The organism is Pedobacter sp. PLR (assembly GCF_026239675.1).
In the GTDB taxonomy this organism is placed as follows: Bacteria; Bacteroidota; Bacteroidia; order Sphingobacteriales; family Sphingobacteriaceae; genus Pedobacter.
This window is the reverse complement of the sequence record NZ_JAPIVQ010000005.1, coordinates 220,491-245,429: the sequence shown is the minus strand read 5'-3', so window position 1 is coordinate 245,429 and position 24,939 is coordinate 220,491. Positions and strand designations below refer to the sequence as shown.

Genomic DNA, 24,939 nt, shown 5'->3' with positions numbered 1-24,939 from the left:
GTACCTGGATTTAATCATTACTTTTTTGCATTACCAGTGATATTCTTATAATTAAACAAGGCCTGTAACAATAGGGTTTCATGTAAAACCCTGTTCTGACGTGCTTCATTTTCAGCATTTATTAAGGTAATATAGTCGTGTGTACTAAGCACTCCATTCTGTAATTTGGCATTGGCCGAATTTTTCACCGATAACCTCAAAGCAACAATCTGGTCATCAGTTTCCAGTAACTCCCGATATCTGGCAATTACTGTCTTTTGTTGCGCTTGTGCTATACCATTATTGAACAAAAAGGTCTCAGCCCTGGAATCAATCATCTCATTCCCGACCTGTAGTAAATCCAACTGATTCTTATGGGTATACAGGCTACCAAAATTCCAGGTAAGTTTTAAACCTCCTGAATAATACCAGGAAAACCCATTACTCAGCATATTTAATCCGGGACGCCCATAACCTCCCTGTGCAAAAAGGCCTAGCTTTGGCAACAATTGCAGGTTTAACAGTCTATGTTGATCCTCATACACCTTCTTCTGATAGTCGTATAACAATAGTTCAGGGCGACTGACCCCATTTTCCAAAACCGGCGGTATTGGTCTTTCAAAAATTGTTTGCTCATCCAGCGAACGGTTAATAAACAGGGAAAGCATTGCAACATAAGCCTTTCTGTTAGCCATCAGCGATATACTATCTTGCCCAGTCTGAAGAAATTGGGCCTCAAGTTCATCTATACTGCTTCTATAAGCGACTCCATTAGCTATAAGTGCCTTTGTCTTATCTATTGCATGATGAACATCACTTAGTAAAAGACCATTTTGTTTCAATTGTTCATCAATCAGTAGCACACCGAAAAACAAATCGTTCACCTTGCTATACAATTGGTACAGTTCAACCTCCAGGCTCTGCTCCTGAACAGCTGCTGTGGTTTTAGCTACCTGTTGCTGATTTTTGATCATCCCCCTATCGTAAATCACCTGATCTACTTCAAAATACAGCTTGTATTGGTCTTTGCTATACTTCGGCAGGCTAAAGCCGGGTATAGGAATTATAAAAGGAAAATTAGTTACCGTAGACTGATAAGTTGCCTGTCCGTTCATAACCAGGACTGGCAAATAACCTTTAGCTGCATTTGCAATGGTCAGCTGAGCCGTTTTTGTAATCAGATCCCGTTGTTTCGTTAGCGGGTAGTTGCTTCGGGCGAGTTTATATGCTTCCTCAATAGTTAAAACTGGCAGCTGTTGGCCATGAGACGAGGATCCCGATATCAACAGCATCAGGATCATAATGACAACGAATTTTATAAATTCCCAAATTATCCTTATTGATATTTCCATGCTATTCACAATAGAGCTGTTATTTTCAATTTCTTCAGGGATATCACTGTAATTATTTCATCTAAAATTCGGATAAACTTTTTTTATTAAACGTGACATCCGACACGGTAATTGATGACCTTCATCAAGCAACAGCAAAAGCACAGCTACAATCTTCATGCTCGCTAAGCATGACCGTCATCACGACCTTTAATGACCATAATCACCTCAAATTCTTGAATTTAGTAAGAACTTTACCAGGTAATCTTCTTATGGAATTTGCTTCAGAAACATGGAGAATAGAAAAAAAGTTGCAGTCATTGTTGCGCATCCTGATGATGAAACCCTTTGGGTCGGAGGAACTTTATTAGCTCACCCGGACTGGGAATCATTTATCTTATGTTTATGTCGGAAAAATGATCCTGACAGGGCTGCAAAATTTAAAAAGGCACTTGCCATTTTCAATGCTGAAGGTATCATGGAAGATCTCGATGATGAACCCATGCAGAGTCCTCAGCCTATAAAGCACATATCCGATCTGGTATTTAAGCTGCTCCCCGCCAGCACTTACGATCTGATTATAACGCATAATCCATTAGGGGAATACACCCGGCATCTGCGACATGAAGAAGTGGGGAAAGCAGTGATGAACTTGTGGCTGGAAGATAAACTAAGGTGTAAAGAACTCTTAATTTTTGCTTATGAGGATGGAAACAGAATGTATTTCCCCAGAGCACTAAGCCAGGCAAACCGCTATTATGTGCTGCCTGCTAATCTCTGGCAACAAAAATATAACATCATGACAGAGATTTACGGTTTTAATCAGAACAGCTGGGAGGCAAAAACAGTTCCGACTTCAGAAGCATTCTGGAGATTTACCAAAAAAGAGGCAGCCATTAACTGGCTTAAAAACAATTCCATATTATGAAAGTACTGGTATTATATGATTATCCACCATCACCTGGAGGATTGGCTACGCAAGGAGATTTACTTTATAAAGGTCTACTTGCCAATGGCATTGATGCCCATGCGGTACATCTGGAGTCAACTTTGGAAAAAGAATGGTATTACAAGTGGTTCAAACCAGATATAGTTGTCGGAACAGGTTATTGGGGACATACCCCCCAGTTGGTATTGCATCCCCAAAAATCCGGTATAAAAGCGATACCCTGGCTGGTGGCTGATGGTTACATCGGCAACTATCAAGCTGTGCTAAACAAGCTCCCCCTTATCCTCGTTACCTCAAACTGGGTAAAAGAAATGTATGTCCGCGATGGTATTAAAGGAGATAACATCGAAGTTCTTCCGGTGGGTTGTGATACCGATACTTTTAAACCATACCCAAAAAACGACCCAAAAATACTTGCCGTCAGGGCTGCTTTAAACGTGAGTCCGGAACAACTCATGATTCTAACCATAGGTGGAGATGCAGCGTCTAAAGGTGGCCGGGAAGTGATGCATGCCCTGGCTGCTGCCGGGCAGGAATTACCCCCATGGAAATACGTTTGCAAGGTATGGCCACAACCCCGAACGGCTATTCAAAACAATGCTGACAAAAAATTATCCGAACAATTGGGTATCAGCCAAAATGTATCTTTTCACACCTGTATAATTTCCAGACAATTCATCCCCTATCTTATTGGCGCCTGTGATATTTATGCCGCACCATCACGTCTGGAGGGATTTGGCATGCCTCAGGTGGAAGCAGGGGCATGTGGCAAACCTGTAATTGGCATCAATGCGATGGGTATGCTTGATACTTTAATACATGAACAAACCGCATTTCTGGCCAATGTAGCGCAAAGGATTGTTCTTAATGAAGTTAATCTGGGACAGGAGTCCGGATATGAGGATAATCACCGGATAATTTTTGATGAACCCAGAACTGTTGACTACAGGGCTAATATTAACGACATTCAATACAGTCTGACTCGCTTGATGACTTCCCCGGAACTGCGGAAGCAGATGGGAGATGCAGGACGCAAAAGAGTCATCGCACATTTTGACTATCGGGCGGTTGCAGCAAAGTTTATACAAATTGTAGGTGAAAGACTAGATATATCTTAACAGAGATCTCATGAAAACCAAAAACTGGCAAGCTATAGAAAATGCAAGACAGGGAGCACTAGAAGTACTCCTTCATAATGTACACGGACCGTTCCAGGGGCTTCCGCGTACCGCAGCCTGGGGATATCCGGAGCCTTATACCAGAGACTTAATGTTATCAGTACCCGGCCTGCTGGTTTCCGGCAATAATCAATTGATTGCTTCGGTTAAAAGAACACTTGAAGTACTGTCCCTTAACCAATCAAAAAAAGGGCACATTCCCTCTATGGTACACGATCCGGAGAATCTTGGTGCAAGTGACACCACGCCGTTATTTTTGTTAGCTGCAGGGATGTTCAGGAAATTTACCGGAGACGATACCTTTCTGGAGGTAGCCGTTCAAAAAGCACTGACCTGGATGGAATACCAAAGTCCTTCAGATGAATACCTCGTCGCGCAGCAACCTACCAGTGATTGGCGGGATGAACAATGGGTACTGGGTTTTGGGCTATACGTTAATACAATCGTATACAGTTACCTGCGGATTTTAAATGATCATAAACGGGCAGAACTCCTGAAGAAAGCTATGCAACATTTTACAATTACTGCCAGTGCTAACCCCCATCATCTTCATGAGGGAATGGTGGTAAAAACGCAACCTTACTACGCACTTTGGTCCTACAAAATTTATAGCAGCGAAAGATTTGATCTCCTGGGAAATAGTCTTGCCATCGTATCAGGACTAGCTTCCGCGACCAGGGCTAAGCATATGGTAGACTGGATCGAAACAACATGCGAACAAATGAAAATAAAAGGGGAATTAGCTATTGATCTGGCCCCGAACTTCTTTCCTTTTATATTGCCTGGTGATGTAGATTGGAAAACACGATATGCTATGTTTAACATGCCCGGAGATTACCACAATGGCGGAATCTGGCCTTTTATTTCAGCCCTTCATATCGCAGCCCTCGTGACAGCCGGGAAATATAAGCTGGCAAAAGAGAAACTTTACACACTCACAGATCTGATCACCATCTCAAGAAATAAAGAATTAAAATATGGCTTCAACGAATGGTATAAAGCTCAGAATGGACAGCCAATGGGCCAGGATTGGCAAACATGGTCAGCAGCGCTTTACCTGTATGCTGTTGATTGTGTAGAAAAGAACACGAGCCCATTTTTTTCCGAATGACCAAAGTCATCGGATGCTTAGTTTTCTTATCTAAATAATGATTCATAAATTCTAATATTAAAACACAATGAAGAAAGATGCAAAAATTCAAAAAGATGTTATGGACGAACTGAAATGGGAACCTTTATTGGATGCGTCTGAAATCGGTGTTGCTATGAAAAACGGTATCGTAACACTTTCCGGCGAGGTAGATTCCTATGTTAAGAAAATGGCTGCAGAAAGAGCAACTAAGCGGGTTTCAGGTGTCAAAGCTGTTGCAGAAGAGATTCAGGTGATCCTATCTACCTCCCTGCAGAAAACAGATGCAGATATTGCTGCTGCTATTCTGAATGTGCTAAAGTGGAACAGTTTGATACAGGAAGATAAAATTAAAATCAATGTAGAAGGTGGGATTGTAAGGCTTGAGGGGGAAGTAGAGTGGGATTTTCAGCGCAAGAACATTAAGAAGTCAATAGAATACCTATCCGGGGTACGTATGGTGGTGAATTTAATCCAGGTAAAACCCCTCATAAATTCTTCAGAAATAAAGCAGAAGATTACTTCAGCCTTTCGGCGTAGTGCAAATTTAGACTCAAAAGCGATCGAGGTAACTATCGCGGATAATAAGGTGATTTTACAGGGCAAAGTTCGTTCCTTTTCAGAAAAAGAAGATGCGGAAGATGCTGCCTGGTCGGCTCCTGGTGTATTGAAGGTTGAGAACAGGATTGAGGTTGAAGAGCCAGTGCATAAAGGCGCATCAAACCAATAACTTCCGCTCATTTAATACGACTTCCACAATAGTATACAATTCCCGCTTTACTTCCCGGTATTCATGAATCAGGTCTATGATATGGTATTCTAAATGAGCCTGCTTTCCTGCCAGCTCTTCCGGACTTTCCCTCAGTAAACCTTCTGCAAGCAGTTCCAGTTTTTTTAGCTGTTGATCCAATAATCCATCTACATGGTATTTTTCATTCATTAGTACGGACAATTTACTACCCAGTGGGGTTATTTTTTTTTTATGGTTATCACCTGCCAGCTGTAAAAAGTGCTCTTCCATAATGCGGTTCAGAAAAACGACTTCCATATTAAAAAAATCCAGGTGAGTTTTCCATCGCCTTGCATTTATATAATACTCTAAAGCCTTTGCCGGTAGTCTAGTCAGTGATTTCATCAGTTTAGGTTTTACCAGAGTTGTCATAGCACTTCAGGTTGAAATGATATTGTGAGGCTAAAAATCAGGATGTAAATTTTCAGGGATTACCAGTAGTGGAATTTTAATGTGTTTTGCCAAAGCCCGGGTATGACTGCCAACCAATAAACGGTCAAGCATAGCCATTTTTTTATGGACCATCACCACCAGATCAATCTTATACTCAGAGCTCAAAAGCTGAAGTCCTTCGTCAATATCTATTTCCGTGATATGCCTCATATAGAATTTTGGATAATTAATTTCAACGATCAATTTATCCAGAAACAAATGCTCTTTTTGACGGTGTTCCTCCTCATTTACCCATTCATCTTTGACGTTAGTAATCACTAAGTCTGCATCGTACCTTGCTGCGAAGCTAGTAAGCGCCCGGATTACCGCTATATCTTTATTATTAAAATCCGTCGCAAATGCAATCCTTTTTATAGAACCGAATTTTGTTTCAGCAGGAATAAGCAGAATTGGTACTTGAACATGATTGATTAAATGGTTACTTACAATCATGTTTTCCGCGGGATCCCGGACTAATTTATGTATCATATCTGAAACCGTACCCACCTCACTTTCACAAGATATAACGGGTAGCGGAGCGGACTTTGTATCAGGGTCGTTTCGAAACCGTGTTTTAAGCTTATCTGCAAATAAAGCTAATTGCTTTATAGTCGACTCTTTCATCGTAGCATACTCATATAAAGGCCAGCCCAATTGTGGAACAGTAACTTCTGAAGGAACAGTGAATGCATGACATAGCGTTAAATTGGCTTCTAAAACCTTAGCAAGGTGCAAAGCATAGTAAGCTGCATTTTGTTCGGGTACCGAGAAATCTGTAGGAATCAGAATAGTTTTCATTTTTCTTTAATTGATTTACACCTTAAAATTACTGATACCAATACCTTAATCATAGATACAAATCAATTTTGAGGAAGCTTAAAAGGCATTGTAGATAGGCGTGTCGGAAGTTTTTTTAAATGAAAATGCAGGCAGGTTATTCCGGCATTTTCATTTACCCGCTACTCAATACTAATCTCCTTTTTATTGTGCAGGGCTTTAAACGTTTTTTTAAGGCTAAGTTTCAACAATCCATCTTTATAAATTGCCTTCACATCATCTTCTTCAACATTATCCGGAAGACTAAAACTACGGGAAAAAGAAGAACTGGAAAACTCTTTTCTGGTGTAATTCTTTTTTTCCTCCTTATGTTCAGAGCTGGTTTCGGCACTAATAGTCAGCAAGCCATCTTCTGAAGTAATTTTAAAGTCTTCCTTTTTAAAGCCGGGAGCAGACATTTCGAGTTCATAACTATCCGCTTCATCGCGGATATTAACCGCTGGAAGAAATTCAGTAGACATAAACGGTTTGTTAAAAAAATCGGTATTGAAAAAATCTTCCATTGCTGAACGCAATGATGGAAAATTACTTGATTTCGCTAGATTTGCCATAATTATTAGAGTTTAAGTTAAACGTTGAAATTATAAACCAGGTGATAGATAAACATCATTTTCAGATGGTATCAATTGGTTTTATTAAGTACTAATTTAGGTAGCTCAAGGGAGTTTTGACATGACAATGATCAAACTAGTGCATGATACTCATCACTGCTATGATTTACAGCTTATCCCGGAGCTTCTACAGTTTAAATCAGGGTGCATTACAGCATCCAGACTGTATTCAATATCACTCAAAAAAATGACAATCAACACCCTAAAATCTATCCACAATTATTAGTTTTAAGTTCCTGAACTACCAATTATGAAAGTCCTGAATAACAGCGCTGAAGGTTTAAAATCACATGCATGATGTTTCAAGATAGAACAGAGGCCGGCAAACTACTGGCCACCAAACTCAAAAAATACCGGAGCGATCGCGGTGTTGTCCTGGCTGTCCCAAGGGGCGGTATTCCCTTAGCCTATTTCGTTGCCATAGAACTTGGTTTTCCCATAGAGGTGATCTTAACCAAGAAGATTGGACATCCCATGTACAAAGAATATGCGATTGGTGCTGCAAACCTTTCGGATTATTTTGTTGTACCTCATAAGGATGTTTCAGAAAAGTATATTGAAGGAGAACTGCTTGTTATCCGTACGCGGCTTAAAGAAATGTATAAAAAATTCATGGGAGACAAGACTCCTGAAAATATAGCAGGCAAAACAGTTATTATCATTGATGACGGAATGGCAACCGGCAATACCATATTGGGAACGTTAAAACTGTTACGTAATGGACGGCCCGATAAAATTATTATTGGTGTTCCGGTATCGTCTAAAGAGGCTGTCGAAAAATTAGCCAAAGAGGTAGATGAAGTTGTAACGATATTAATCCCGGAAGCATTTTCCAGTGTAGGCGCTTTTTACGAAAATTTCAATGAGGTCAGTGATAAAGAAGTGATATGTTACCTGGACAAATTACGAAAAGCGCTGCATAATAAACAGTTGGGTTGTTGATTATTTGTGGCTGTAACAGACTTTCACCTATTACAGCCACAGGGTCTCCTGCGCTTTTAAATAACCAGTTTTTGTTAAGATATTGGATCTGACCATTTGTCCAATCCCAGCAATTTTTTTCCCAAAGCTGAAAGTTTTGCAATGGGCTGCTGTTGTTCTCTCTTCAACGGGTCACCAGGGAAAGCATAACCTTCCGGAGCTTTTCTTTCTTGCCATGATGAGATTCTCCATTGGCGGATATCCTCGTTTTCTTCATCCGCTGGCATCATTGATATATACTGGGCTATGCGAACTTTGTCAGTACTGTTATTAACCCGGATTCCATGTGGCTGCGTACTATTAAAGATCAGAAGGTCGCCTGCTTCCAGCTTTACTTTAGTCGGAGTAAAACCGGCTGTATCGGGTTTAAAGCGATCTCTATCATCCGGTTGCGTCAACTTCCAGTTATCATAAGTACGGAACAGTTCTGGAATACACTGGAAACCTCCCATATTTTCGTCAGTCTGATCAGCTAAAGCCAAAACCCCCTGAACATTCTGTGGTTTGGTTTCAGGGTCATAGTCCCAGTGAATAAAACCTTTATAATCATGACCGGGACGGATTGGAAAATTCAGATTAGCACGGTCAATAGTTACCCAAAGTTTATCCGTTCCCCATATATCACTAAATGCATCATGAACTCTGGTGTATTGACGGTTCTCCCATAACAACTGATGATTGTAAACTTCTACCATCCCCGTATTGTTCAATTCTTTCATTTTCATTTCTAATGCTGCTGTGTACCAGCTTTCCTTGTCATTGGGATCTTTGCCTTCATAATCCCAAAGGAATGCAGCCGTTTTGGCTGCCTGATCACGTGGAATAGCCCCTTTGATGATAACATATCCGTTTTCAATCCAAAATCTCCAGTCATCTTCTGAAAGGACCTTTAATGGCTTACCATTACTGCGGTCACTTAATTTAATCTTGCTGCTGGTCGCTGTTGAGGGGTTCCCCGGGATTTCTTTATGCGCTTTATTTTCTCCGGTGGCTGGTGCCATAGTTGCTCTTTCCATATGTTTATTATTTTATTAGCTTGATCTAACAAAGGTGCAGGCTAATCTTATGGCAACTATTCTCTTAATTGATGAGTTTTTGCTCTATATTGACAATTACACACAGATTCATTCCGTTATACTTGTTTATAGAGATGAAATGAAGATTCAGAAAGAGGAAATAACAATTGAACCAGGGAGCTCATTCCGGGTGTTTAATCCCAGCTTAAGAAACTATTTTTACTGGCATTACCACCCTGAATTAGAATTGATCTATATCGAAGGATTGACCGGTATCCGGCATGTAGGTCAGCATGTATCCAGTTTTATGGAGAGCGACCTGGTGATGATCGGATCAAACATTCCCCACCTTAATTTTGATTACGGGTTGATGACCGATTACCAGCAAATTGTAATCCAGCTGAGAGATAATTTTGAAAAAGAAACGCTGCTAAATACTCCGGAGTTTACACCAATACAACAACTGTTCAAAAGAGCCGCTTTTGGTATCGCATTTAAAGGCGAAACAAAAAAGCAGGCCGCAATCTTGCTAAAGGACTTACAGGGGCTGAATAATTATGACCGGTTGATTAAATTGTTTGAAATCTTTAACCTACTTGCATTAAGTGAAGAGTATATTCAATTAAATGAAATCGACACTAGTGTGAAACTGTTCTTAAATGATAAGCTCCGCATGGGTAACATTTATGATCATATTCACAAGCATTACCATGAGCCTACCAATGTGAATATAGTGGCTGATAAAATTGGATTAAGTACTGCTGCCTTTTGCCGCTATTTCAAAAAGCAAACCAATATGACTTTTACTGATTTTGTCAATCAATATCGGATCAACCAGGCAAAGACCATGCTTCTTCAGGATATAAATGTATCGGAGACTTGCTACAATGTAGGATTTCAGAGTTTATCATATTTTAATAAGCTTTTTAAAAAAATGACTGGTTATGGACCACTTCAATTTAAAAAGCAGTTTTTAGGGGTAAATTAATTTTTCATTGGAAGATTTTAAACAGACATAAACTTCCATTTGCCCGCTCATCATCCATTTCAGGGTTTTCAGCCAATTTCCAGGTAAGATTCCCATAAGGATTACAATTTTACAGTGTCATAACAACCTCTCCCCCTTTCTCTGTCAACCATAGCTCAGTAGTTCTGCCAATTACTTGCTTTTTTTAATCCTGCTACTCTGGCCAATAGTTAAAGCAGAGAAGCCCCTCTCATATTTTAAAATCCCGGTCGTTTTGACGACCGGGATTTTTGTTAATACTTTAATTTATGCTAATAAAACCTAATGTTTAGATTTCGGTTTCTTTTCTAACTTTTGGAAACTACTCTTATCCAGTACTGTGGCCGGGTTAAAATTATGCCCCTGCATGTATTGCAACAAGCTATATTTTAACTGCTTCGCCACTGGCCTATTGGCAATATCTGTATGAATATCCATTGTACACAGCAACAATTTACCTCCGGCTACCTTTGCCTCGACAATGCTGGCCATATTTCTATTTTTAAAAAAATTATCTATATTTCTTAGTACAATAGCCGATGGTAGCAAGCCAATACTATCCAGCTCCAACGTAGTTGATTTTTTACAAAGATCCCACCACTGCCAATCCGTATGGTTATCGGTAGGGAAATTTTCAAAAGCAGGATGTTTTGGATCTACCAATAACCCCATGGTGCCCGGTTGATTTGGAAAATGAACAGGACTCCAAAAAACCTGTACAAATTTCCCCTCCACGCCATTAATCTTTTCTTTAGCAGGATTTAACAGGACCTTTTTCCCTTGGTTCAATGCCATAAGTGCTTCACTGTAACTTGTTGTAAAAACTACATTTTCAACTACTTGCTCTGGTTTATCAGGATAAACCCAAATATTCCAACTGTTTTTGTAGGCTGTATTTTCAATACTTACACTTACCGTTAACTTCTGTGCCCTATTTACATTGGTTAAAGCGGCGTTAATGTTACCTGCAGCAATACCATTACCTAAATTGATGTTTATAACACTCGCTTTGCCCGATACAATTACAGCCTTATCATCCCCTGTAATTTGCCAGATTACATTGGCATTTGTTAAGGGGACAGCACCAAAGTTGGCTACTTCAATTTCAGCTTTAAATGTTTCACTATTGGTATAGCTTGCTTTTTCAAATCTAATCAGGGGTACTACCGGAGCGCAGAATTCCCTGAAATTTTCTGGTTTTATTAAACCTTTACTATCCCAAAATGCATCCAGTATTCCAACTAATGCAGTTCCCTGTCCCGGAAAATCATGTAAATCCAATAATTGAAATCCACTAATACCCTTGGTTTTCAAAGCTCTTTCAATCTCTTCTTTGTAAAGTAATACCGCTAGTTTTCCACTGGCATTTGTAAAATCATCAGCAAGAGAAATCATATTTTTCTTAACCAGATTATCTTTTACAGCGATAAAGTTTGTGGGACTGAGTACCCCGGTATATTTGGAAATTTCATTGATGTTCGGATATACAGCATATTGCCCTATCTCATGAGTGATTAGTGGAACAGGCAAACCAACAACTGATTTTGCGTAATCTTTGTTAAAAGAGGGAGTTTCAACATCGAAAACGCCTTGTCCCCTAACCCATCCTTTTTTAGATCGCTGTGTAATAAAAAAATCATCAGCCGGAACTGGCCAATCGCCAAATCCCTGCTCAAAAGTATAGGAGGTTGTGGTATACATCCTTCTCTTATCCAGAGATTTTAGTTTAATGACTTCATCACTCAGCCAGTTCATATCTCCCTGCATCTCATTACCCATACTCATAAAGCAAAAAGACGGATGGTTACCATAATCCTCGATTATCCGATAGGCTTCTCTGTCAAAAAAGTCATCAGCCAGTTTATCTTTTCCTATTTTAAGGGACCAGGCCGGTAGTTCTACCTGCAGGTATAAACCCATTTCATCAGCTGCATCAAAAGCAGCCTCCGGTGGGCACCAGCTATGAAAACGAAGATGGTTTAAGCCATATGCTTTTACCTTCCCAAAGACCTTTTTCCATTCACTTTTCTCCATCGGCGGATATCCCGTTAATGGAAAGATATTGCACTCTAAGGTTCCTCTTAAAAATAAAGGCTTATTATTTATAAGCAATCTTGCGCCATCGCTACTCAAAGTCCGGAAAGCAAAGGAGGCCGTTGTCGTATGTATCAGGTTGGTCGATTTTACCGAAGCATCCAGGCTATATAGCGAAGGATTAAATTCATCCCACTCTTTGATTGGACCATCATAAGCTATATAACTTACCATCGTGTTTTCTCCAGGTTTCAGCAATAATGAAACATTCGTTTTTGCTAAGGTTACCTTTCCATTTTTAGCTACTAAACTAAGGGTAGATTTAAAGTTTTTGCCAGATTTATTCTCAATGCTGCTAACAACTTTAATTCGCTTCAAATTTTCCTCCGGAAAAACCTTTATATTTTTAAGATAAACATCCGGTCTGGCAATAAGCTGCACTTTACCAATGATCCCGTTCCAAATAATCTGTGTTTCTGCTGAGTAGGCATGACCATCGCCAATATCTAGTTTTTTACTGTTATCGATCTTTATAGTCAGAATATGCCTCCCTGGTTTTAAAAATGGTGACAAATCAAAGTGATGTGCTGCACTCAGGCTTTCACCCTGAGCATTCACTTTCTTTCCGTCAACCCATACATCGGTTTGCCAGATAACCCTTTCTAACAAAAGCGAGATCTGTTTACTACTCCAGGTAGCCGGGATAACTACCTCCTTTTGATACCAGGCTATGCCTATGTAAGAAAATTTACGCGACAAATGGAGCATCACATTCCGTTTAAGCTCAGGCTTCAACTGTAAGGGATTACCCAAACCTGCATCGTCAGTAGTTCCAGGCAATTTAATTTTCTGATTAAAAAACTGAGCAGATTTATTATACCATTTCTCTTGCTCCCCGATGTTCAAAGAATCCATGCGAAATGACCATACTCCAGCCAGATTTATTCTGTCTTCGCCAATTATAGTTTTATTTTTTTCCTGCCCTGATACACCTAAGATTAGGGTAAGTTGAAAAAGGCATGTAAACAACCATTTACTCATTTTATAATAATTTTTAATAATCAGTTTATAGACTTATAATTTCATGTTTTAGCTAGCCTCATCATCAACCATACCGAACGGGATTAAGAGTGGAAACAGACCAAGGTGAGTGGTTGCTCCCTGGTGGTTAACATCCATATCGAGTACCTCTATAAACATTTCTCTGGCTGCTTCAGCACGACCAAGGCCCAGATAACCAAGACCAATCAAATAACAACAATGAATGTGATTTTTTAAATTAAGGTCCTGATCAAAAACAAGTAAATCAGGAAGGGAAACCGCAAAGTAATCGATCTCGATCTCATCATTCAGGTGAAGTTTACCAAACTGGATAAATCGTTCAAAAATCTCCTTTGCCTTATCCTGCTCCTCCAGCTTTAACCAGGCCAAACCCTGGTAGAAAATTTTATCAGGCTGAGGATCATTGTAAAATATCGCTTGTACCGGTTCTGTGTTTCCGGATGTGGCCTGCAAAAACTTTTGATCTGCCTGGTCCTTCAATCCCATTTTCTCGTACACACAACCTTCCAGATAATAAATATCATTTTCCTGTGCGCCGTATAACTTCCCTTCCCCAAGATTGTGGGGATAATGCGTTGCCACTGAAAGTAGCTCAATCGCAGTGTGATACTCTCCTTCCATGAGCGCGGTTTTGGCGAGCTGGGTATGGCAAAGGAGGTGCTGTCCAACTACCTTTCCTTCTCCTCCTTCCCAGGGATGGAACTGTCGGCCGGCAAGCAGCGCTTTAGCTTCCCGGTATCGGCTCAGCTGATTACATAGCGTGATCTGTTCCAGGTATAAATCATCACGATAGTTAACCAGTTCAGTATACTTTTCCAACATAGCCAGGCGTGGCTCCGGAGCATATCCCATTTTCTTATATAACTGATCCAGCTCCATGAATACCCGCGCATCAGCTATGTCCAGGCTAAACGCTTTTTCGAGCGACTTAAGCGCAAGATCTGAGTCATTCAAATGATTGTGATAAGCCAGTGAGAGATTCCTATGCGCTGTAGGGAAAGCAGGATCTTCCTTCACCGAATTCTCCCAACAGGCTACTGCTTCATTAAACTGCTGTTTTCCATACCAGAAATTACCCAGATAGTAATATGCCTTAGCATCTTTAGGATTGTATGCGATAGCAGCTAACAAGACATTCACATCTTCTATCCGGTGAGGAAAACAGAAATCTGGTGCTGCATACTGCCCTTTAAGAAAGTATGCTTGTGAAGACTCCTGATCTCCACTCCTCAGCGCAAACCAGCCCATGTAGTAGTAAACCATCGGATACACCTCTCCTTGCTCCTCCCGGATATAGATAGACAAAATTCCGGTCGCCTCTTTATACAATCCCGCCTGTGCATATTCCAGCGCACATTCTATATAATTATGAACATCTTGTCGCATCAACTGTACAAGATGGCTTAACGACGCTTCTGATGCGCTTAAATCAGCCCTTTCCAATTGCAAGGTATACCTTTCATACAAACACCCAAAATTGAAAGGATCAATCAACAGAGACTCTTCAAGAAAAGTCATCGCCTCTTTAAGTCTGCCCATTTTATGTAGGATAGCCGTTTTAAGGTGACGTGCAGCATGCGAATGGTAATTACGCAATAAGGATTTATTGATCAGGTATAATGCATCCTCATAATCCCCCTTTTCTGTGGCAATCCTCGACAGCGCAAGGAAACCCGCATCCTGCCAGGCAGCATTCCAGGTTGATTTATAAACCGCTTCATAAGCTTCCTTTGCTTTTCCCTGCATTTTTAATGACAAACCCAGGTTATAATAAGGTTCACCATCGTATGGATTAGGATTCCGTAATGTTAACGTTTTTATGGCCGTACGAAAGAACTGTTCAGCAGCTCCAAACTGTCCGCGTCTCATATTCCATAGTCCCATCGCATTGTTGGAACGGACATCTCCAGGCTCCCTTTTCAGGGCTTCAGTATAATAATCTGTTGCCTGATAAGTGGCATGACGGTATTGTTCGATGTGCAGGCCGTTAAGGAATAACTCTTCTACAGAATCCATGTTTTCAGGGGCTTTTGCTGCTGTTGCAGCTGCTGGAATTTCCCCGGGATTCACCTTTTCCTGTTCGTAGCTCACCAACAGCTTATGGTCGCAGGTTTCTACAAGAACACGAACACTTTCCATAGAAACTCCGGTCTTCAGCGGTATGATTTTCTCAAAAACCAAAGACGGAGAAAGGTCAAAGTAAGTGGCATCTTCCAACACTTCATTTATAAATAAGCTAATCACTGCCGAAGGAAAGAAAGCGGTAGCATAAACTTTTATGTCCAGTGCACTCCCGTTCTGTTCTACATTTAACATGGCTTCTTTAGTGGCATTCTTAACTGCACCAATTTTAGCATAAGGCATAAAATACTGCTCAAATGTTTTTTCCTCATTAGGCTGTAGCCAGGAAAAATCAGGCTGATTGTCTGTATAGACTCCCGTCATCAGTTCGATATAGGGTCCATCTTCATCGGTCAGATTTCTATCCCAGGATAGTCCAAAGTCACCATTCCCCCAGGTCCATTGCTTTTTGCCTGGTGCAATATGATGATTCGCCACGTGTAGCATTCCAGCTTGTGTATCATGCTCATACCCTCCTATAAAATTATAGCTGGAGCGGATAGCCATATAAGAAGTGGGTACAGGAATATTTTTATAGCAGGAAATATCTGTTCCTGGTGAATAATCCTTTTTATAATAAGTACCGGTAGCGATTGGAAAATCAGAAACATCGCGCTTACCATGATCAAAAACCGCATACACATCAGGTGGAAAAATAGACTGATAGTGATCGTTGACCTTTACTGCAGGGTTTGCCCACCACAAAAAGGTTTGTGGAAATGGTGTGGGGTTGAACACCTTTCCTTTAACTTCCAGATAAGCTTTATCGGGATATAGGGTAAAACCTGCCATTCCTTTGGTACGGAACATCAATTCCAGCTCATTTACCCAAATAGTTTTACTACCGTCATCATGTGATTCTATGGTAAAATCTATAGGGTCAAATGTACTTGGACGATGGTGTTGGGGCCAGTTAAACTCTATTCCTCCTGAAATCCATGGGCCTGTTAAACCTACCAATGCGGGTTTAATCACCTGGTTGTAATAGATAAAATCACGGTTACGCACTTTATCATAAGCCCTTTGGATTCTTCCCCCAAGTTCGGGAAGCACCATTATTTTCAAATATTCATTTTCTATAAATACTGCTGTATACGCTTTATTAATCTTTTCATCGGATATTTTTTCGATAACAGGGTTTGGGTATACCGCTCCTGTACTTCCCTGATATACTCGTTTTTCTAAAAAAATAGGGTTCTTCTCTGGCTTACCTGTTTCGTAAGTAGGAATGATGACTTTCTCCACCCATGCGGTTACTTCCATAATATAATTCGTGCTTCTTTATTAAATAATAATGTTGATTAATGAGGGCTAAAAACAGATTCCAGTTCTTCCAGTGTTTTCCCTTTGGTTTCTTTAACTCTTGCCCTGACAAAAAGGAAGCCCATAACACAGATCCCCGAATAGAGGTAAAAGGTATTGTGCATTCCGATCCATTTGGCAAGTACAGGAAAAGTAAAAGTGAGTATGAAGTAAGCTGCCCATAAGCAGAGTATAGCAATAGATGATGCTGCCCCTCTCACATGATTCGGGAAAATTTCTGAAATCAGCACCCAGGTTACTGGTCCGAGGGAAATGGCGTATGTTCCTATCGCAGCCAGCAAAAACACCCCTACCAAAGCAGAATGTACTGCTAGTAATTGTGCAATCACCACATATAATATGGCCAGTGCTGCTGCACCGAACAACATGAGTGGCCTGCGACCAATTTTATCCACAAGAAACATGGCCAGGATAGTAAAAAACAGGTTTACTCCTCCTATAAATACCGTTTGTAGCAACTGGTCATCTTTCGATGCGCCGATACTGGCAAAAATATTCGAAGGATAGTTAAAGACCACATTGATTCCGCAAAGCTGCTGAAATACGGCAAGTACAATCCCTATCGTTACCGCCGGCAAAACGGCTTTCCCAAAAACGGCAGTGTAGCTGACTTTTTGATTTCCTTTTGCAGCAGATTTCATCATGTCCATAGCACTGATGGAAAAATCAACACCGCCAATTTTCTCCAGGACTTTAAGTCCTTTGCTTTCTTTTCCGGTCTGGAGTAACCACCTTGGACTTTCCGGTAGCCAGATTACCCCGATGATGAACAGTGCAGAAGGTACAGCGCCAAGACCAAACATCCACCTCCAGGCATCCGGCCCACTATTACGGAGTGAATAATTGATCAGGTTGGTGATCAGGATTCCAAGTACAATGGTTAGTTGATTGATGCTCACCATTCTTCCACGATATTTTGCCGGAGAAACCTCGGCAATATACAAAGGTGACAATAGGGAGGCCATACCTACACCTATTCCCGCTACAAACCTTGAGAAAACAAAAACCCCCAGGTCTGAAGCAAATGCCATTGCAAGAGAAGAAAGGCCAAAAATGAGGGCCGCTAAAAACAGTCCTGGTCTGCGACCGTATTTATCGGCCACGCGGCCGGCTGTTAGGCAGCCAATAATAGCGCCAAGGGCCAATGACCCGGTTGCAAAGCCTTCCCAATATTCATTTAGTCCAAACTGATCCCGTAAAAAAGGTAATGCACCTGAAATTACGGCAAAGTCAAAACCAAACAGATATCCCCCTAATGCGGAGATAAAGGAGATAGACAAAAGGTACGAAGTTTTAAATTGTTGCATTTTAGGTTTAGGTTAACAAAACCAAATTTGAACTAATAATAACAACCATACAATAGAAATAATTACGGAAGGAATGGACAATATTACGGAATTATCTATAAATTCAGCCCCGACTAAAGACAGATGGAAAACCAAACAACTGAAATTAAAAAGAAAGAAGGTTTTAATGGCCAAAAGGCAATTGTACTGCCCAGGTCTATCCTTGTAAAAACCTGTATTCCCAATCCACTATTGGCTGGCATCTACATTACGGATATCGGATTTTACCCGAAAGCAAAATTTCATTACAGGGAACGTAGCCATGGGATAGATCAGTACATCCTTCTTTACTGCACAGATGGGAAGGGTGAAGTGACAATTGAAGACACTTCCTATACCATTAAATCGGGAAATTTCATTGTCATACCTGCAGACAAGTCACATGCTTACACTTCCGATCAGAACATGCCATGGACCATTTACTGGGCACATTTCAAAGGCCACCTTGTTAAGTCGCTGATCAGATTGTTGCTTAAAAGACAAAAAAGTTATAAAGGCCTTGTACAGTTCAATGAATCAAGAATAAAACTCTTTGACGAAATCTATTTAAATCTGGAAAGAGGTTACAGTACCGATAACCTGTGCTATGTCAATATTAGTTTCTGTCATTTCCTTTCTTCCTTTATTTTTGATGAAAAATTTAATTATTCGGCTAAACAAAGCATAGTGAATCCCATCGATGTTTCCATTGAGTTCATGCAAAAAAACCTGCATACCACCTTTACCCTGGAAGATATCGCTAAATCAGTTAACTTGTCGTCCTCCCATTTCTCAGCACTTTTCAAAGATCAAACCGGTTTTGCCCCGATTAAATACTTCAATCACATTAAAATACAGAAAGCCTGCCAATACCTTCAGTTCACAGATCTCCGTATCAAAGAGATTGCCTCAACACTTGGTATAGATGACCAATACTACTTTTCAAGAATGTTTTCTAAAATAATGGGTGTCTCTCCACAAGACTATAAAGTAAAAAGAGAAACGCTCCGGGAAACCAAGTTTTTATAAACACAGCTTATTTTTTTCCAAAAACACCATCTCATTGACTTTCTACCATAGACGATATGGATGGAACATTTTTTTTCGCAGAAATAAAAGTGCTTTTATCAATCATAAAAAAAAGCCGCTGTAATTATTGATTTACAGCGGCTTAATATGTAGGTTAACTTTTTACCAGGTGATATTTTGATGTATTTACTTTCTCCCGGGTCTTCCTGGTTATTTTGTTGCCCAGGTCACCCCATTTTGATTATCCGCTCCGGCAAACTGACGTTGAAGTGCTGCTTTTAAATTGGCGGCATTCACGGTGTATTCACTTGTTGGATAAGCCCAGCGTGTTGGAATCAGATTATTATTACCATTGGCCGGCCCGATATCAAATTTAGGAACACCTGTTCTTCTGTAGTTATAATATGCCTGGCGACCGGAATTCTGAAAGAAGGCCACATATTTCTGCTCCAGAATCTGATCTAGTCCTGTTCTGGTATTTCCTGCATACCTATTCTTTGTCAGGAAAGCTGAAATCGTGGAAGTATTCGTTACGCCATAGAACTTTACCGACTCCGTAATGCCCTGCTCGTAATAGCTTGCTGCATCTCCGTTTGCCCAGCCCAGGTTTATTCCTTCTGCGATATTAAAGTTAGTTTCAGAGGCACCAAGCTGAACCGCAGGAATACCGGAAGGGGAAGAAAGCCAGTAATCAAAATTGATCATACTTAGTTTTCCGGCAATGGCCTGATCCTTTAAGGTCGTCTGTAACTCACCTGTACGCCCTCCTTTAAAAGAAGTGAATTTCGTCGCATAAGCGGCATCACCACTTAATTTAGCCGAATCGGTTGGCAGTGCCACAACAAATACCCTTGGGTCACTGGTTTTGGTCAGAATATCAATATAGGTGGCACCCAGATTGTTTCGGAGATCGTTTTTCAGTACTACTCCATTGGAAGGCCATAAAGGATAGTTGTTCGATACATTAGAAGTATTATAAACCAGCTGAAAATTATCCGAATTACTGAGTATTAGCGGGTATTTAGCGGGATTACTAACGATAGCGGAGAATTGCTCTTTTATGTTGAGGTCAGGTGTATCATCAGCTCGTTTGCTTAAAGCGTTCAATACCCTCAAACGAAATGAGTTAACTAATTTTTGCCATTTGGCAAGATCACCATTATAAAAGAAATCACCATCAACCTTGGTTTTAGCAGCCACAAATGGCGTTAAATCAGTATTTGCTTCTTCCAGCAACTGAAGACACTGTTTGTAAACCTCTTTCTGCGTATCGTATTTAGGCAAAAAATTACCTTCCGATGCTCCTCTTAAAGCTTCGCTCATTGGAATATCGCCAAACATTTCGGTAGCGGAGACGAAGAAATAAGCCCTGAAAAACTTAGCAAGGGCCAGATATGCTGATGCCGGAGCCCCTACCTTCATTGCTTCTATTTCCATGCGCTGAACATTTCTCAATTGGGTATAGGCAGCATAATCTGAAGTCGTCCAGTTGTAAGACTGGTTTCCATAATACGCTTCGTTCATCACCATAAACTGGTTATGTCGCTGATCTGTTGTCCATGGTGCCTGCGAGCTGTTTAGTAATAAACCGGTAAAAATCAACTTCGGCGAGACGTTTAATATTGCTGCAGGATCTTTTTGCAACTCTGCTGTTTTCTTGCAGGAAGAAAATAGAATGATCAACATGCAGGTTAGTATGGAATATATTTTAGTTTTCATAACCTTTATTTTAAAAAGTAATATTTAAGTTGACACCAAAGCTCTTTACCGATGGGGTTTGAAGTCCGGCACCAGCGATGAACTGATCGAGGTCCATATTTCTGGTTCCTTTACCTGTGAAATAAAGAAGGTTTCTACCTACCAGTGATACGCTTGCTGCACTGATGATCTTTGATTTTTGAAGCACAGCAGTTGGAACGGTATAGGTCAGCACGACTTCTCTTAACTTGACAAAGGTTCTGCTACGCATCAATTCGTAGTTAGAGCGGTTAAAGTTCCTTGCCCAGGTCTGGTACAATACCTTCACATCATTGTCTGCAAAAACCCTGTTGTCCGAAATCAGATTACCATCCTGATCAGTATTTAAAGCACCACTAACGATCTTTAACCCGTCGGTCATCACGCTTCCCTTCCAGCTGGAATTTGATCTGTTCTCCCAGTCAAGCAACCGGTAAGGACTGTCAGATGCTGGTGCAGTTCCCGAATTCCACTGTGAATCATCCACAGCGTTGGCAATTTTTCCTCCAAATCGACCGTCAATCTGAAAACTAAGGCCGATATTCTTATACTTGAAAGAGTTGTTAATACCCGCAACAAAATCATTGTCGCTATAACCTACAAGACTTCTATAAGGATTTAAAGCTGGTAATCCATTCGTTCCAACAATCATTTTCCCATTTGGATCACGTTGAAAATCGGTAATAAAGTATCCATCTGCCCTATCTCCTACCTTAATCAATCCATCCCTTTCCAGAATACCATCAATTTTATTTAACCAACGGTGATTTGTTGACCAGTTCAGCACGACATTCCATAAAAAGTTGGTCGTCTTTACCGGACTTCCGTCTACCGTCAGCTCTAATCCTTTTCTCACATAAGTGAAGGCATTCTTTTGCGTAGAAGTTACACCAGATGTCGGGCTAACCACCAGGTTTACAATCTGCGGGCCTTCTATATTATAAAATGCGGCTGCATCAAATCCGATCCTGTTGTTCAAAAATCTGGCTTCGAGCCCCAACTCCGTTGTTTTCACCCTTGCCGCCAAAATATCAGGATTCGTCAGGACCCCACTATAGCCAACTCCGGTATTGTTGTTCCAACGGGTAGCATAAGGCGAATAAGTTGAATTAAGTTTATAGATGTCGTACTGCGCATCTTCATTTACCAGATCAGAAGCTACATTGGCATAAGAACCTCTCATTTTTAGGAAAGAGATCTCTTTAGGCAGATTAACCATTTGAGAAATTACGGCACTTAAAGAGGCCGATGGATAGAAATAGGCATTGTGTTTTACAGGTAAGGTTGTTGATTTATCATATCTTCCGGTAATGTTCAGGAATAAATAGTTCTTATAGTCCAGATCGATCAGACCGTATGCACTGGCAACTTGTCTTTGTCCATAATCATTTGACGGAACCGAAGGTAAAACCGTGTTGGATAAGTCATACACACCCGGAACAATCAGTCCACCATTGGTACTTGCACTTAAAGAGCTCACCTTTACTGATCTTAAATTTGCAAAAACTGAAGACTTGAATCCGAAATCCTTAAACTGATCTGCATAACTCAATGATCCTTCCGTATTGTTTTCCCAAAACTTATCATACACTTCCTGGTAGCCTCCAACCTGGTTTACCCCATCATTATAAAAATTACCTGATACCGGAATCCGCTTCGTACGGCTTCTATTCCAGGTACTCACATTACTTCTAAGGTTAAAATTGAGCTTATCGGTTATGCTATATTTCATGGAAATATGACCATAAATGTCATCTTTAGCATAACTATGCAAATTTTCATAGGCTGTAAAATACGGGTTATTATAGATCGTATACTCTCTGTTATACTGCTGAATATTCTCCTGACCGGGCTTCCAGTAATTCTGAAGATCTCTTACATCAAAATCTGCACCACCCCAGATATTCATCAGGTACACATAGCTGTTAGGCCCATAACCTGCATCCGGATAATTTGGAGTAATCTGTTTGTTATAATTAATATTAGCTTCAAATCTTACTTTCTTACCTGCATTCAGCCCCCCTGAAAAATTAAAGTTCGTGCTGCTCAGTTTGGTATTCGGAACTGTACCACGCTGCAGCATTTGCGAAATAGACATACGCATTTCACCGACTTCGCTTTTGGTTGAAATGGCAATATTGTTTGTACTCAATACTCCATTGCGCAGGAAATTTTTAAGGTTATCGGTTCCTCTGGCCAACCATGGGATAGGTACCAGTGCTTTGGTAACCGGATCAATAGGGCTATTGTATTGATTAATGAGCTGACCTTCAAATCGCGGGCCCCAAATAAAATAATCACTATCATTGATCCCACCACCTTTTCCATCTTTAAATTCGTACTTAAAATTATCACCAGCGCCATAAGAATTCTGGTAATCAGGGATTGCATTATAGCCGGTTTGTAATTGCGTACTGGAGTTGAAGTCGACGGTAAACCCTTTGTTTATGGAGCCCCCCTTTTTTGTCGTAATCAAAATAGCCCCTTTTTGTCCCCTGCTACCGTATAACGCGGCTGCATTTGCGCCTTTTAATACCGAATAGCTCTCAATATCATCAGGGCTTAAATTCCAGGAATCTGAGCTTATCGGAACTCCATCCACTACGATGAGTACTCCAGACTGGCCCCTCAGGTAAATCCCGGGATCTCCAAACAGGTTTGCACTTGGTGTAATGGTCAGACCTGCAACTTTTCCAGTCAGCGAGCTGATTCCATTTGGTTCCCTTGCCTTTACGAGGTCACTTCCTTTTACTTCCTGAACCGAATAGCCTACTGCTTTCTTCTCCTTTTTAATTCCGAGTGCAGTCACCACCACGTCGTCCAGAGATTTACTGTCGGTCTGTAAGATGATGGAATTTGCAGCTGCACTTCCAACTTTCACCTGTTTAGTCTTGTAGCCCATCGATCTGACTTCAAGGAGATCTTCGGGTGCTCCAACAATGCTAAAGCCCCCTTTGAGATCAGTTGAAGTACTTTTCCCATTATTTTTATTGGTAACAGTCGCGCCGGGAATAGGCCCGGATTCATCTACGACGGTCCCGGTTACTTTGGACTGCCCATACATGTTAATGCTGCAGAACAAGAGAAATACCGTTAATAGTAATTTTCCTTTTGTGTAGAATTGATTCATAGTTTTAGCTAATGATTTGTTTAGCAAAACTAAACTTAGTTTATAAAGACAACACTAAACATCTGTTAAGTATTTGTAAACTAAGAGCCTGAATAATTGTTAATCTTCCATAAAAAAGCCCGGTTCTTTAATTCAGAACCGGGCTGCTTATGATCAGGCTTAACAATTACTTATTCCTTACAGGTTTTATAGCCTTCGCTTCATGGTGATCGGCCTTAAAATCAAATCCCGGAGTACGAATACTGACAAGTATCTGGTTTGTTATTTATTGATATTATTTGTGTTTAAGTACTTTTGCTTCAAGATAGAAAATGATCTCTTCCGCTATGTTCTTACCCTGATCACCCACTCTCTCGAGTCTACGTAAAATGGAGAGCACATTTAATGCCTGTTCAGTCTTATCCAAATGGTCTTTAATGTACCTGGTAATGAACTGATGTGCTTCCGCATTGATTTCATCAAGCAATTCATCTTTCTTAAAAACACTCCTCGCCAGCTTTGCATCTTCTTTATCAAAGGCATCAAGTACCTCTTTTACGATACAGATCGCTGCTTCAAACATCACATGAAACCTTGTACATTCCAATAAAGACTTATCAAAATGTTCCTTTTCACTGGCAACTAATTTGCAGATGCCTTCAGCTATATCACCAATACGTTCCAGGTTTCTGTTAATCTTTAGCGTAGCCAGCACAAAACGAAGATCTACAGCTACAGGATTAAAAAGTGCAAATATGTTCTCACAATCCCGGTCAATTTTCAGCTCATAAGCATTCACCCGTTTTTCATTTGCAACTACCGATCTGGAGAGCTCCTTATCAGATTTTTCAATAGCAATGAGTGACTTGTCCAGCTGTGAAATGACCAACTCCCACATTTCTATGATATCTGATTTCAATAATTTCAATTCTGACTGTAAGTGTGTCATATCATTTTTGA

General features: G+C 40.5%; 18 protein-coding genes. 7 read left to right on the top strand and 11 right to left on the bottom strand.

Annotation, left to right across the window (positions count from 1 at the left end):
* Positions 1 to 17: 17 nt before the first annotated feature.
* Positions 18 to 1,280: a TolC family protein gene (locus tag OQX61_RS14190; RefSeq protein ID WP_265842408.1), complete on the bottom strand. Its 1,263-nt coding sequence runs from the start codon at positions 1,278 to 1,280 to the stop codon at positions 18 to 20.
* 322 nt (positions 1,281 to 1,602) lie between these two features.
* Between OQX61_RS14190 and OQX61_RS14185 the strand changes: the two genes are divergently transcribed.
* From OQX61_RS14185 to OQX61_RS14170, 4 genes are all read left to right on the top strand, one after another.
* The gene (locus tag OQX61_RS14185; protein ID WP_265842407.1) at positions 1,603 to 2,238 is read left to right on the top strand and encodes a PIG-L family deacetylase; all 636 of its coding nucleotides are present in this window, start codon (positions 1,603 to 1,605) and stop codon (positions 2,236 to 2,238) included.
* A complete protein-coding gene (locus tag OQX61_RS14180; protein ID WP_265842406.1) occupies positions 2,235 to 3,377 on the top strand; it encodes a glycosyltransferase family 4 protein in 1,143 nt (380 codons plus the stop codon). Before OQX61_RS14185 ends, OQX61_RS14180 begins: the two co-directional genes overlap by 4 nt.
* 10 nt (positions 3,378 to 3,387) lie before the next feature.
* Positions 3,388 to 4,548, top strand: a complete 1,161-nt coding sequence (locus tag OQX61_RS14175; RefSeq protein ID WP_265842405.1) for a glycoside hydrolase 100 family protein — start codon at positions 3,388 to 3,390, stop codon at positions 4,546 to 4,548.
* A gap of 67 nt (positions 4,549 to 4,615) precedes the next feature.
* Positions 4,616 to 5,296, top strand: coding sequence for a BON domain-containing protein (locus OQX61_RS14170; RefSeq protein WP_265842404.1), 681 nt, complete (start codon positions 4,616 to 4,618; stop codon positions 5,294 to 5,296).
* Here the strand turns inward: OQX61_RS14170 and OQX61_RS14165 are convergent.
* The 3 genes from OQX61_RS14165 to OQX61_RS14155 form a co-directional block, all read right to left on the bottom strand.
* Positions 5,285 to 5,701 carry a hypothetical protein gene (locus OQX61_RS14165; protein WP_265842403.1) on the bottom strand — a complete coding sequence of 139 codons (417 nt, stop codon included), beginning with the start codon at positions 5,699 to 5,701 and terminating at the stop codon, positions 5,285 to 5,287. The genes OQX61_RS14170 and OQX61_RS14165 overlap by 12 nt on opposite strands.
* Positions 5,702 to 5,758: 57 nt before the next feature.
* Positions 5,759 to 6,586, bottom strand: a complete 828-nt coding sequence (locus OQX61_RS14160; protein WP_265842402.1) for a universal stress protein — start codon at positions 6,584 to 6,586, stop codon at positions 5,759 to 5,761.
* A 161-nt stretch (positions 6,587 to 6,747) separates the two neighbouring features.
* Positions 6,748 to 7,176 carry an Hsp20/alpha crystallin family protein gene (locus OQX61_RS14155; protein ID WP_265842401.1) on the bottom strand — a complete coding sequence of 143 codons (429 nt, stop codon included), beginning with the start codon at positions 7,174 to 7,176 and terminating at the stop codon, positions 6,748 to 6,750.
* Positions 7,177 to 7,530: 354 nt separating this feature from the next.
* On the opposite strand from OQX61_RS14155, the gene OQX61_RS14150 reads away from it, so the two are divergent.
* Complete coding sequence (locus tag OQX61_RS14150; protein ID WP_265842400.1) at positions 7,531 to 8,178, top strand: phosphoribosyltransferase family protein; 648 nt, start codon at positions 7,531 to 7,533, stop codon at positions 8,176 to 8,178.
* Between the two features lie 74 nt (positions 8,179 to 8,252).
* Here OQX61_RS14150 and OQX61_RS14145 read toward each other — a convergent pair whose 3' ends face one another.
* Positions 8,253 to 9,233 (bottom strand): phytanoyl-CoA dioxygenase family protein, encoded by a 981-nt coding sequence (locus OQX61_RS14145; RefSeq protein ID WP_265842399.1) that lies wholly within the window; start codon positions 9,231 to 9,233, stop codon positions 8,253 to 8,255.
* A gap of 49 nt (positions 9,234 to 9,282) precedes the next feature.
* Between OQX61_RS14145 and OQX61_RS14140 the strand changes: the two genes are divergently transcribed.
* On the top strand, positions 9,283 to 10,221 hold the full coding sequence (locus OQX61_RS14140) for an AraC family transcriptional regulator (protein ID WP_265842398.1): 939 nt from the start codon (positions 9,283 to 9,285) through the stop codon (positions 10,219 to 10,221).
* Positions 10,222 to 10,521: 300 nt separating this feature from the next.
* Here OQX61_RS14140 and OQX61_RS14135 read toward each other — a convergent pair whose 3' ends face one another.
* Genes OQX61_RS14135 through OQX61_RS14125 form a run of 3 tightly spaced genes read right to left on the bottom strand, consistent with a single transcriptional unit; the run spans position 10,522 to position 18,086 of the window.
* Entirely contained in the window at positions 10,522 to 13,314 is a 2,793-nt protein-coding gene (locus tag OQX61_RS14135; protein WP_265842397.1) for a sugar-binding domain-containing protein, read from the bottom strand.
* A gap of 48 nt (positions 13,315 to 13,362) precedes the next feature.
* Positions 13,363 to 16,719, bottom strand: a complete 3,357-nt coding sequence (locus OQX61_RS14130; protein WP_265842396.1) for a DUF5107 domain-containing protein — start codon at positions 16,717 to 16,719, stop codon at positions 13,363 to 13,365.
* Between the two features lie 38 nt (positions 16,720 to 16,757).
* A complete protein-coding gene (locus tag OQX61_RS14125) occupies positions 16,758 to 18,086 on the bottom strand; it encodes a sugar porter family MFS transporter (RefSeq protein ID WP_265842395.1) in 1,329 nt (442 codons plus the stop codon).
* 123 nt (positions 18,087 to 18,209) lie between these two features.
* On the opposite strand from OQX61_RS14125, the gene OQX61_RS14120 reads away from it, so the two are divergent.
* Positions 18,210 to 19,133: an AraC family transcriptional regulator gene (locus OQX61_RS14120; protein ID WP_265842394.1), complete on the top strand. Its 924-nt coding sequence runs from the start codon at positions 18,210 to 18,212 to the stop codon at positions 19,131 to 19,133.
* A 210-nt stretch (positions 19,134 to 19,343) separates the two neighbouring features.
* Here the strand turns inward: OQX61_RS14120 and OQX61_RS14115 are convergent, their stop codons facing one another.
* The 3 genes from OQX61_RS14115 to phoU form a co-directional block, all read right to left on the bottom strand.
* Positions 19,344 to 20,852 carry a SusD/RagB family nutrient-binding outer membrane lipoprotein gene (locus OQX61_RS14115; RefSeq protein ID WP_265842393.1) on the bottom strand — a complete coding sequence of 503 codons (1,509 nt, stop codon included), beginning with the start codon at positions 20,850 to 20,852 and terminating at the stop codon, positions 19,344 to 19,346.
* Positions 20,853 to 20,862: 10 nt separating this feature from the next.
* Positions 20,863 to 24,000: a SusC/RagA family TonB-linked outer membrane protein gene (locus tag OQX61_RS14110; RefSeq protein ID WP_265842392.1), complete on the bottom strand. Its 3,138-nt coding sequence runs from the start codon at positions 23,998 to 24,000 to the stop codon at positions 20,863 to 20,865.
* A gap of 274 nt (positions 24,001 to 24,274) precedes the next feature.
* Positions 24,275 to 24,928 carry a phosphate signaling complex protein PhoU gene (gene phoU / locus OQX61_RS14105; protein ID WP_265842391.1) on the bottom strand — a complete coding sequence of 218 codons (654 nt, stop codon included), beginning with the start codon at positions 24,926 to 24,928 and terminating at the stop codon, positions 24,275 to 24,277.
* Positions 24,929 to 24,939 lie beyond the last annotated feature (11 nt).

What these genes read in the sequence shown, in the direction of transcription:
- OQX61_RS14190 (WP_265842408.1), bottom strand. Translation starts at nt 1,280, where the DNA reads ATGATCCTGATGCTGTTGATATCGGGATCCTCGTCTCATGGCCAACAG.
- OQX61_RS14185 (WP_265842407.1), top strand. Translation starts at nt 1,603, where the DNA reads ATGGAGAATAGAAAAAAAGTTGCAGTCATTGTTGCGCATCCTGATGAT.
- OQX61_RS14180 (WP_265842406.1), top strand. Translation starts at nt 2,235, where the DNA reads ATGAAAGTACTGGTATTATATGATTATCCACCATCACCTGGAGGATTG.
- OQX61_RS14175 (WP_265842405.1), top strand. Translation starts at nt 3,388, where the DNA reads ATGAAAACCAAAAACTGGCAAGCTATAGAAAATGCAAGACAGGGAGCA.
- OQX61_RS14170 (WP_265842404.1), top strand. Translation starts at nt 4,616, where the DNA reads ATGAAGAAAGATGCAAAAATTCAAAAAGATGTTATGGACGAACTGAAA.
- OQX61_RS14165 (WP_265842403.1), bottom strand. Translation starts at nt 5,701, where the DNA reads ATGAAATCACTGACTAGACTACCGGCAAAGGCTTTAGAGTATTATATA.
- OQX61_RS14160 (WP_265842402.1), bottom strand. Translation starts at nt 6,586, where the DNA reads ATGAAAACTATTCTGATTCCTACAGATTTCTCGGTACCCGAACAAAAT.
- OQX61_RS14155 (WP_265842401.1), bottom strand. Translation starts at nt 7,176, where the DNA reads ATGGCAAATCTAGCGAAATCAAGTAATTTTCCATCATTGCGTTCAGCA.
- OQX61_RS14150 (WP_265842400.1), top strand. Translation starts at nt 7,531, where the DNA reads ATGATGTTTCAAGATAGAACAGAGGCCGGCAAACTACTGGCCACCAAA.
- OQX61_RS14145 (WP_265842399.1), bottom strand. Translation starts at nt 9,233, where the DNA reads ATGGAAAGAGCAACTATGGCACCAGCCACCGGAGAAAATAAAGCGCAT.
- OQX61_RS14140 (WP_265842398.1), top strand. Translation starts at nt 9,283, where the DNA reads ATGGCAACTATTCTCTTAATTGATGAGTTTTTGCTCTATATTGACAAT.
- OQX61_RS14135 (WP_265842397.1), bottom strand. Translation starts at nt 13,314, where the DNA reads ATGAGTAAATGGTTGTTTACATGCCTTTTTCAACTTACCCTAATCTTA.
- OQX61_RS14130 (WP_265842396.1), bottom strand. Translation starts at nt 16,719, where the DNA reads ATGGAAGTAACCGCATGGGTGGAGAAAGTCATCATTCCTACTTACGAA.
- OQX61_RS14125 (WP_265842395.1), bottom strand. Translation starts at nt 18,086, where the DNA reads ATGCAACAATTTAAAACTTCGTACCTTTTGTCTATCTCCTTTATCTCC.
- OQX61_RS14120 (WP_265842394.1), top strand. Translation starts at nt 18,210, where the DNA reads ATGGAAAACCAAACAACTGAAATTAAAAAGAAAGAAGGTTTTAATGGC.
- OQX61_RS14115 (WP_265842393.1), bottom strand. Translation starts at nt 20,852, where the DNA reads ATGAAAACTAAAATATATTCCATACTAACCTGCATGTTGATCATTCTA.
- OQX61_RS14110 (WP_265842392.1), bottom strand. Translation starts at nt 24,000, where the DNA reads ATGAATCAATTCTACACAAAAGGAAAATTACTATTAACGGTATTTCTC.
- phoU (WP_265842391.1), bottom strand. Translation starts at nt 24,928, where the DNA reads ATGACACACTTACAGTCAGAATTGAAATTATTGAAATCAGATATCATA.